The organism is Streptomyces sp. NPDC058955, assembly GCF_042741435.1.
In the GTDB taxonomy this organism is placed as follows: domain Bacteria; phylum Actinomycetota; class Actinomycetes; order Streptomycetales; family Streptomycetaceae; genus Streptomyces.
Genome location: NZ_JBHYKM010000009.1, coordinates 52,317 through 61,937, shown reverse-complemented (window position 1 = coordinate 61,937; position 9,621 = coordinate 52,317). Strand labels below are relative to the sequence as shown.

The window sequence follows — 9,621 nt, the reverse complement described above, 5'->3', positions numbered from 1 at the left end:
GGTGTGGGTCTGTCTTTTCCTCCCCCCCCCGCCGCGCCCCGCGCGCGGCGCCCCGGCGGGCGCGCCCCCCCCCCCGCGCGTCGAGGGGGGTCCGGTCCCGGGCCGTGACGGCCCGGACCCGGACGGCCCTGCAGGTGTTCGGCTCAGACGTTGACGCCGAAGTCCTGCGCGATGCCGCGCAGGCCCGAGGCGTAACCCTGGCCGACCGCGCGGAACTTCCACTCCGCGCCGTGGCGGTACAGCTCGCCGAAGACCATGGCGGTCTCGGTCGAGGCGTCCTCGGAGAGGTCGTACCGCGCGATCTCGGCGCCGCCGGCCTGGTTCACGACGCGGATGAACGCGTTGCGCACCTGGCCGAAGGACTGCTGGCGGTTCTCGGCGTCGTAGATGGACACCGGGAAGACGATCTTGGCCACGTCGGCCGGCACGCCGGCCAGGTTGACCTTGACCTGCTCGTCGTCGCCCTCGCCCTCACCGGTGAGGTTGTCACCGGTGTGCTCGACGGAACCGTCGGCGCTCTTGAGGTTGTTGAAGAAGACGAAGTCCTGGTCGTTGCGCACCTTGCCGGCCTCGCTCACCAGGATGGCGCTGGCGTCGAGGTCGAAGTCCGTACCGGTCGTGGTGCGGACGTCCCAGCCCAGACCGACGGTCACGGCGGTGAGGCCAGGGGCCTCCTTGGTCAGCGAGACGTTGCCGCCCTTGCTGAGGCTGACTCCCACGAGTCCCTCCATCATTGGTTTTCAGGGGCAGCGCCCCCGGTCGTGCGTTGGCATCGGATCAACGACTGGATCCTAGTGACGGGTTCCCAGTCGAAACAGGCGATTCGCCCGGGGAATCGGGGGATGTCGGTGCGGACCACCGATTCCGGGTCCCGCGCGGCCGCGTCAGAGGGTTTCGAGCGCCTTGACGTAGGCGTCGAGGTCGCGGGCGTCCGGCAGGGCGTTGACGACCGTCCAGCGGACGACGCCCTCCTTGTCGATGATGAAGGTGCCCCGGACGGCGCAGCCCTTGTCCTCGTCGAAGACGCCGTAGGCGCGGGACGCCTCGCCGTGCTTCCAGAAGTCGGAGAGCAGCGGGTACTCCAGGCCCTCCTGCTCGGCGAAGACGCGCAGGGTGTGGATGGAGTCGTTGGAGACGGCGAGCAGCTGGGTGTCGTCGTTGACGAACTTCGGCAGGTTGTCCCGGAGCTCGCAGAGCTCGCCGGTGCACACGCCGGTGAAGGCGAACGGGTAGAAGAGCAGCACCACGTTCTTCTCGCCGCGGAAGTCGGAGAGCTTCACGGTGCGCCCGTGGTTGTCCTTGAGCTCGAAATCGGGGGCCTTGGTGCCGACCTCGATCGCCATCGCGTACGCATCCCTTCGACGGGGCCCGGCCTCTGGGCCGAACCGGTGAACCCCACCCTACGGCCTGGCCGGCGGGCTCCCGCGCGAGCCCGGGGGCGGACGGCCGGGAAGCGCGGAAGCCCCCGCCGGGGCACCGGCGGGGGCTTCGCGCAGCAGGGGGATCAGCGCTTGGGAGCGGCCAGGCGGGTGCCCGTCCAGTCCTTGGCGACGCTGATGCTCTTGGACTGGGAGAGCCCAGCGGTCTGCGCGGCATCGGTGATGTCGCTCGGCTCGATGTAGCCGTCGCGGCCGGTCTTCGGAGTCAGCAGCCAGATGTTGCCGCCGTCCTCCAGCAGACCGATGCTGTCCACCAGTGCGTCGGTGAGATCACCGTCCTCGTCACGGAACCAGAGGACCACGGCGTCGGCGACGTCGTCGTACTCCTCGTCCATGAGCTCCTGGCCGATGATGGACTCGATGCCTTCACGGAGATCCTGGTCGACGTCGTCGTCGTAGCCGATCTCCTGGACCACCTGTCCGGGCTCGAACCCCAGCCTCGCCGCCGGGTTGGTCCGCTCCTCCGCGTGGTCCGCGGTCGCGCTCACGGCTTGCCTCCTGATCATGTATCGGAAAATGCTCGGGCCGCGCATGCGCGCGGCGCTGGCCGTAGTCCACACGTGACGGGGCGGATCGCGCAAGTACCCGGCCGTGGAGACCGCCGAAACGGTGACGTTTGGGGCCGTCTCACCGCAACTTCCGGCGGCTTTCGACAGCGCTCCGTGATCAGGTGTACACGATTCGTCCCGCTTCGCGGGTTTCTGCGGTTTCAGTCTGCCGAACGCTCTGCCGAAACGCATGCGCGGATTGGGCGTAAGGTTGCGATTTGACCGCACCCGGTGCGCAGGAAGGGCGCGGAGAGGGTTACCTCTCGGTAAAGATGACGTGTGCCGCGAGCCGGGTACACGATGGACGTCCCCGGCCTCGGACATCCCGGCCTCAAAGGGGCTCCCCTCCCTCGTGGGGCTCCCCCCGACCAGCGAAGGAACAGCGTGGCTCCCGGATCCGATCGCAACCCGATCATCATTGGCGGCCTTCCCAGCCAGGTCCCGGATTTCGACCCCGAAGAGACCCAGGAGTGGCTCGACTCCCTCGACGCGGCCGTCGACGAGCGGGGCCGGGAGCGGGCCCGCTATCTGATGCTCCGGCTGATCGAGCGCGCCCGCGAGAAGCGGGTGGCCGTGCCCGAGATGCGCAGCACGGACTACGTCAACACCATCGCGACCAGGGACGAGCCCTTCTTCCCCGGCAACGAGGAGATCGAGCGCAAGGTCCTCAACGCCACCCGGTGGAACGCGGCCGTGATGGTCTCGCGCGCCCAGCGCCCAGGCATCGGCGTCGGCGGGCACATCGCGACCTTCGCCTCCTCGGCCTCCCTCTACGACGTGGGCTTCAACCACTTCTTCCGGGGCAAGGACGAGGGCGACGGCGGCGACCAGATCTTCTTCCAGGGTCACGCCTCCCCCGGCATCTACGCCCGCGCCTTCCTGCTGGACCGGCTGACGGCCACCCAGCTCGACGGCTTCCGCCAGGAGAAGTCGAAGTACCCGAACGGCCTGTCGTCCTACCCGCACCCGCGGCTGATGCCGGACTTCTGGGAGTTCCCGACGGTGTCGATGGGCCTCGGCCCGCTCGGCGCCATCTACCAGGCGCGGATGAACCGGTACATGGAGGCGCGCGGGATCGCCGACACCTCCAAGTCCCACGTGTGGGCCTTCCTCGGCGACGGCGAGATGGACGAGGTCGAGTCGCTCGGCCAGCTCTCCATCGCGGCCCGCGAGGGGCTCGACAACCTCACCTTCGTCGTCAACTGCAACCTCCAGCGGCTCGACGGCCCGGTCCGCGGCAACGGCAAGATCATCCAGGAGCTGGAGTCGATCTTCCGGGGCAACGGCTGGAACGTCATCAAGCTGATCTGGGACCGCTCCTGGGACCCGCTGCTCGCGCAGGACCGGGACGGCATCCTGGTGAACCGGCTGAACACCACGCCGGACGGGCAGTTCCAGACGTACGCCACGGAGACCGGCGCGTACATCCGCGACCACTTCTTCGGCGACGACCACCGGCTGCGGGCGATGGTCGAGTCGATGTCGGACCAGCAGATCCTGCACCTGGGCCGCGGCGGCCACGACCACAAGAAGATCTACGCGGCCTACGCGGCGGCCAAGGCCCACAAGGGCCAGCCGACGGTGATCCTGGCCCAGACGGTGAAGGGCTGGACCCTCGGCCCGAACTTCGAGGGCCGCAACGCCACCCACCAGATGAAGAAGCTGACGGTCGACGACCTCAAGCGCTTCCGCGACCGGCTGCACATCCCGGTGACCGACAAGGAGCTGGAGTCCGGCCTGCCGCCGTACTACCACCCGGGCCGGGACTCCGAGGAGATCCAGTACATGCACGACCGGCGCAGCGCGCTGGGCGGGTACGTGCCGACCCGGGTGGTGCGCTCCCGGCCGCTGGCGCTGCCGGACGACAAGACCTACGCGGCGGTCCGCAAGGGCTCGGGCCAGCAGTCGATCGCCACCACGATGGCCTTCGTCCGGCTGCTGAAGGACCTGATGCGGGACAAGGAGATCGGCAAGCGCTTCGTGCTGATCGCGCCGGACGAGTACCGCACCTTCGGCATGGACTCCTTCTTCCCGAGCGCCAAGATCTACAACCCGCTGGGGCAGCAGTACGAGGCGGTGGACCGTGAACTCCTCCTCGCCTACAAGGAGTCCCCGAGCGGCCAGATGCTGCACGACGGCATCTCCGAGGCCGGCTGCACGGCCTCGCTGATCGCCGCCGGCTCGGCCTACGCCACCCACGGCGAGCCGCTGATCCCGGTCTACGTCTTCTACTCGATGTTCGGCTTCCAGCGGACCGGCGACCAGTTCTGGCAGATGGCCGACCAGCTCGCGCGCGGTTTCGTCCTGGGCGCCACCGCCGGCCGCACCACGCTGACCGGCGAGGGCCTCCAGCACGCGGACGGTCACTCGCACCTCCTCGCTTCGACGAACCCGGCCTGCATCGCCTACGACCCGGCGTTCGGTTTCGAGATCGCGCACATCGTCAAGGACGGTCTGCGCCGGATGTACGGCCCCCAGGCGGAGGACGTCTTCTACTACCTGACGGTCTACAACGAGCCGATCCAGCACCCGGCCGAGCCGGAGGACGTGGACGTGGAGGGCATCCTCCAGGGCATCCACCTCTTCAAGCGCGCCGAGGCGGGCACGATCCCGGCGCAGATCATGGCCTCCGGCGTCGCCGTCCCGTGGGCGATCGAGGCGCAGCGGATCCTCGCCGAGGAGTGGAACGTCAAGGCCGACGTCTGGTCCGCGACCTCCTGGAACGAGCTGCGCCGCGAGGCGGTGGCGGTCGAGGAGCACAACCTGCTCCACCCGGACGAGGACCAGCGCGTCCCGTACGTCACCCGCAAGCTGCAGGCCGCCGAGGGCCCCTTCGTGGCGGTCTCGGACTGGATGCGCTCGGTGCCGGACCAGATCGCCCGCTGGATCCCCGGCTCGTACACCTCCCTCGGTGCGGACGGTTTCGGTTTCGCGGACACCCGCGGGGCGGCCCGCCGGTACTTCCACATCGACGCCCAGTCGGTCGTCCTCGCGGTGCTGACCGAGCTGGCCCGTGACGGGAAGGTGGACCGCGCGGTCCTGAAGCAGGCGGTGGACCGCTACCAGCTGCTCGACGTGGCGGCCGCCGACCCGGGCCCGGCGGGCGGCGACGCCTGACGGCGCCCGCGGGGCGACAGTGCCTGATCAGGGGCGGTGGGACCGGCGGTCCCGCCGCCCCTCGGCATTCCTTACGATGCCCCGCATGTCCGTGAAGAAGGAGCGCCCCCCGAAGGTCCGCTGGGAAGAGCGCACCCAGACCCCGCTGCTGGTGCTGGCGGTGGCCTTCGGCATCGCGTACGCGGTGCCGATCGTCGCGCCGGGCGGCGAGCCGTGGGTGCTCCGGCTGTGCCACTACGTGGAGTGGGTGGTGTGGGGCGCCTTCGCGGTGGACTATCTGGTCCGGCTCGCGCTGGCGCCGTCCCGCTGGTCCTTCGTCCGCTCCCACCCCCTCGATCTGCTCGCGGTCGTGCTGCCGCTGGTGCAGCCGCTGCGGCTGCTGCGGGTGGTCTCCACCCTCCTCCTCGTGGGCCGGCGGGCCCGGATGGCCCCGCAGATAACGCTCACCACCTATGTGGCGGGCGCGGTGGTCGGGCTGATGATGTTCGGCTCGCTGGCGGTGCTGCACGTGGAGCGGGACGCGCCGGACGGCAACATCAAGACCCTCGGCGACGCCGTCTGGTGGTCGTTCACGACGATGACGACGGTCGGGTACGGCGACCACGCGCCGACGACCGGGCTCGGGCGGGTGCTCGCGGTCGGGCTGATGCTCTCGGGCATCGCCCTGCTCGGTGTCGTCACCGCGAACATCGCGGCCTGGTTCATCTCCCGCTTCGAGCGGGACGACGCGGTGGAGCGGCGCCAGACGGAACTCCTGGAGGCGCTGACCCGCGAGGTCCGCGAACTCCGCGCCGAGGTCGCCCGCCTCTCGGGCCCGGTGCCCCCACAGGCCGCCGCGCCGGCGGCGCCCGTACCGGAGACCGCCGCGCCCGGAGCCGAGGCCGGAGCCGTGGCCGGGACCGCGGCGCCGGAGGCCGTACCGGAAACAGCCGCGCCCGGAGCCGTGGCCGCGGAGGCCGTACCGGAGACAGCCGTGCCGGAAGTGGCCGTGTCCGAAGCGGTCGTGTCGGAGTCGGGGGCGGTCATCGCTCCCAGAGCTTGAAGGCTCTGACCTCGTACGGGGTCTGCGGGACCCAGGTGCCCCGGCCCGGGTAGGTCTCGAACTCGCCCGTCTCCGCGCACTCCGCCGACTGGTACGTGGTGACCGGCCGGCCCGTGCGGACGGCCAGGGACTGGGCCGAGGCCCCGGCCGGGAGGGCGACGCAGCTGTCGAGGTCCGTCGTCGCCAGTTCGTACGTCCACGGCCGGCCCTTGAAGTCGGGCTTCGGCCAGAGGCAGAGCCGCCCCGGCCCGCAGGCCCCGAGCGCGGTCCCGGCGGCCGGAGCGGCCGGGACCGCCTGGGCTACCGGAGCGGCCGGAGCGGCTGTGGCCGGAAGGGCGGCCAGGAGCAGGACGGCCGTCCCCGCGAGCACGGTGGACACCTTCGCCTTCGGACAGTTCATGCAGATCAACCCCCATGTCGTCACTCTCTGTAATCACGAGCATGGACGAGGTGACCCTCCGAACGGAAGAGGGGCCGCCCCCGTTCCTTCGAACGGGTGACGGCCCCCTAAGGGAGCTCCGGGTGGCCGGTGGCTCAGATGTGGCCGCCGCCCATGCCGGCCTGCGCGTTCTCACCGCGCTTGGTCAGCGTGGCGACCAGGGCCGCGACCACGGCGACGACACCGGCGACGGTGAAGGCCAGGCCCATGCCCTGGAGGAAGGTGTCGTGGATGACCTCGGAGATCTTGGCGAAGAGCTCCGGGGTCATGCCGGGCGCCTGCGCCATCGCCTCCGGCGCCATGCCGAACTCGGCGGCCTCCTCCAGGCGCGGGTCGACCGGGACCGGGATACCGGCGTCCTTCCAGTTCTCCGCGAAGGCGCCGGACACCTTGGAGGACATGACGGCGCCGAGCACCGCCGTGCCGAGCGCGCCGCCGACCTGCATGGCGGCCTGCTGGAGACCGCCGGCCACGCCGGACAGCTCCAGCGGCGCGTTGCCGACGATGACCTCGGTGGCGCCGACCATGACCGGGGCGAGGCCCAGGCCGAGCAGGGCGAACCAGAGGGACATCACCAGCGTGCTCGTGCCGGCCGAGAGCGTGATCATGCCGAACATCGCGACGGCCGTGCAGACCATGCCGCCGACCAGCGGCACCCGCGGGCCGAACTTGGTGATCAGCGCGCCGGCCAGCGGCGAGGAGACGATCATCATCGCGGTCAGCGGGAGCAGCCGCAGACCGGCGTCGATCGGGCCGAGGCCCTTCACGCCCTGGAGGTAGAAGGTCACGAAGAAGAGGCCGCCCATGAAGGCGAAGGCCATCAGGACCATCAGGACCACACCGGCCGAGAGCGGCACGGAGCGGAACATGGCGAGCGGGATGAGCGGCTCCCTGACCTTCGTCTCCCAGACCGCGAAGACGGCGAAGAGGACGATCGAGCCGATCAGACAGCCCCAGGTGTTGGCGCTGGTCCAGCCCCAGTCCGCGCCCGCCTTGATGAGGCTCCAGACGAGCAGGCCCATAGCGCCGGAGAGCAGCGCGATGCCGAGGACGTCGAAGGAGCGCGGCGCGTTCTCGGCGCGGTGGTCCTTCAGGATGATCAGGCCGAGCGCGAGCGCGACCACGCCCACGGGCACGTTGATGAAGAAGACGGACTGCCAGCTCACGTGCTCGACGAGGAAGCCGCCGAGGATCGGGCCGCCGGCGGTGGAGGCGCCGATGACCATGCCCCAGATGCCGATGGCCATGTTGAGCTTCTCGGCGGGGAAGGTGGCGCGCAGCAGGCCGAGCGCGGCCGGCATCAGCAGGGCGCCGAAGAGGCCCTGGAGCACGCGGAAGCCGATCACGAAGGCGATCGAGTCGGAGAGGCCGATCGCGCCGGAGGCGGCGGCGAAGCCGGCGATGCCGAGGAGGAAGGTCTGGCGGTGGCCGAAGCGGTCACCGAGCTTGCCGGCGGTGATCAGGGCGACGGCGAGCGCGAGCAGATAGCCGTTGGTGATCCACTGGAGCTGGTCGAGGGTGGCGCCGAGGTCGGCCTGGATGGCGGGGTTGGCGATGGCGACGATCGTGCCGTCGAGCGCCACCATCATCACGCCGGCCGCGACGGCGAACAGGGTCAGCCAGGGGTGGCCGCGCAGGCCCTTCGCCGGGACCGGAGCCGGTTCCCGTACGCCCCCCTGGCCCTGCGGGGCCTTTTCCACACTGGTCTGACTAGTCATGGGAACGAGGCTAGTGACAGTCACTGACAATTGACAAAGTGATTCACACGTCGGTAACTGTCATGTAGCTCACAGGTACCCTGAGCAGGGAGAAGGTCCCGTAATCGACCGAAAAGAGGCCCCTTTGACCGTGCCCGCGCCCGGCCTGCGCGAGCGGAAGAAGCAGCGCACCCGCGACGCGCTGATCCGGGTCTCCCTGGAGCTCTTCACCACCCGGGGGTACGAGCGGACCACCGTCGACGAGATCGTCGACGCGGTCGAGGTCTCCCAGCGCACCTTCTTCCGCTACTTCTCCTCCAAGGAGGAGGTCGCCTTCGCCGTCCAGCGGATGGTGGAGGAGGAGTTCGTCCGGGCGCTGGCGGCCCGCCCGGCCGGGGAGGGCCCGTTCGACGCGATGCGCAACGCGGTGCTCGCCGCGTGGGACGGGGTGGGCGACGCGATCGACGAGGTCGTCCCCGTCGAGCTGTACCTGCGGACCTTCTTCATGATCGAGTCGACGCCGGCGCTGCTCGCCACGCATCTGCGCCGGTCCAGCGAGATGGAGGAGACCATCGCCCGGCTCGTCGCCCGCCGCGAGGGGCTCGACGTGGACGCCGATCCGCGGCCGCGGCTCGCGGTCGCCGCCTTCAGCGGGGTGATGCGGGTCACCGCGCAGATGTGGGGCAAGGGACCGGACCGCAGCCTGGAGGGGATCCGGGCGCTCACCGAGCGATACCTCGACCACCTGGGCCCGGCACTGTCGCTGCGCTGGCGGGAACCGGACGGACGGGCCTGAGCGTCCTCGGGGAAGGCCGGGCCGCCGCCCGGGAACGGGGCCGATGCGAGGGCCGGTCCAGGCCCGTGCGAAAGCCGGTCCAGGCCCTCGACCAGGGCCGATCCGGGGTCGTGAGCGGGGCCGGGCGGGTGGGTGCGTCATGTTCGCCGTCTAGGGTGTCCGCCCGTGACCTCCGCCGACGTCCCGCCGTCCCTCACCGTCCTGCGCACCCTGCTCGTGCTGGGTGTCGTCCTCGTGATGCTCGCCACCACCGGATGGACCACCATCCGGCAGCGGCCGGTGTCCGGGCTCTCCATGCAGGCGGCGCTGGCCTCCTGGGCGCGGGAGCGGATCGTCGACGTGCCGCCGCCCGACCCGGGCACCGCCCCGCCCCGTACGGTCGCGGCCTGGTTCGCCGCGGTCGGTCCGGCGCGCGCCGAGGGGCGGGCCCCGCCCCCCCGCCCCCGCCGGGGGGAACAAAACGCGGGCCCCCCGCGCCCCGGGAGAGCCGCCCCCCCCACCACCCCCACCCCACCCGCGCGCCGGACAGCGCCGCCGCCCCCC

The 9,621-nt window shown here is 70.9% G+C and carries 8 protein-coding genes and 1 pseudogene; 4 read left to right on the top strand and 5 right to left on the bottom strand.

Annotated elements, in window-relative coordinates; translation table 11 throughout:
- Window positions 1-143: 143 nt before the first annotated feature.
- The 3 genes from ACFW1I_RS06500 to ACFW1I_RS06490 form a co-directional block, all read right to left on the bottom strand.
- Window positions 144-719, bottom strand: coding sequence for a TerD family protein (locus ACFW1I_RS06500; protein ID WP_030495317.1), 576 nt, complete (start codon window positions 717-719; stop codon window positions 144-146).
- 165 nt (window positions 720-884) lie between these two features.
- Entirely contained in the window at window positions 885-1,343 is a 459-nt protein-coding gene (locus ACFW1I_RS06495; protein WP_384666615.1) for a peroxiredoxin, read from the bottom strand.
- 161 nt (window positions 1,344-1,504) lie between these two features.
- A complete protein-coding gene (locus tag ACFW1I_RS06490) occupies window positions 1,505-1,927 on the bottom strand; it encodes a DUF3052 domain-containing protein (RefSeq protein WP_384666613.1) in 423 nt (140 codons plus the stop codon).
- 444 nt (window positions 1,928-2,371) lie between these two features.
- On the opposite strand from ACFW1I_RS06490, the gene aceE reads away from it, so the two are divergent.
- Complete coding sequence (gene aceE, locus ACFW1I_RS06485; protein ID WP_384666611.1) at window positions 2,372-5,104, top strand: pyruvate dehydrogenase (acetyl-transferring), homodimeric type; 2,733 nt, start codon at window positions 2,372-2,374, stop codon at window positions 5,102-5,104.
- A gap of 85 nt (window positions 5,105-5,189) precedes the next feature.
- On the top strand, window positions 5,190-6,146 hold the full coding sequence (locus tag ACFW1I_RS06480) for a potassium channel family protein (RefSeq protein WP_384666610.1): 957 nt from the start codon (window positions 5,190-5,192) through the stop codon (window positions 6,144-6,146).
- Here the strand turns inward: ACFW1I_RS06480 and ACFW1I_RS06475 are convergent.
- Window positions 6,127-6,546 (bottom strand): peptidase inhibitor family I36 protein, encoded by a 420-nt coding sequence (locus ACFW1I_RS06475; protein ID WP_384666608.1) that lies wholly within the window; start codon window positions 6,544-6,546, stop codon window positions 6,127-6,129. The genes ACFW1I_RS06480 and ACFW1I_RS06475 overlap by 20 nt on opposite strands.
- 134 nt (window positions 6,547-6,680) lie before the next feature.
- On the bottom strand, window positions 6,681-8,303 hold the full coding sequence (locus ACFW1I_RS06470) for an MFS transporter (RefSeq protein WP_384666606.1): 1,623 nt from the start codon (window positions 8,301-8,303) through the stop codon (window positions 6,681-6,683).
- A gap of 130 nt (window positions 8,304-8,433) precedes the next feature.
- On the opposite strand from ACFW1I_RS06470, the gene ACFW1I_RS06465 reads away from it, so the two are divergent.
- Both ACFW1I_RS06465 and ACFW1I_RS06460 read left to right on the top strand, forming a co-directional pair.
- The gene (locus tag ACFW1I_RS06465; protein ID WP_384666700.1) at window positions 8,434-9,078 is read left to right on the top strand and encodes a TetR family transcriptional regulator; all 645 of its coding nucleotides are present in this window, start codon (window positions 8,434-8,436) and stop codon (window positions 9,076-9,078) included.
- A 165-nt stretch (window positions 9,079-9,243) separates the two neighbouring features.
- A pseudogene (locus tag ACFW1I_RS06460) lies at window positions 9,244-9,621 on the top strand (hypothetical protein); the annotation flags it as partial.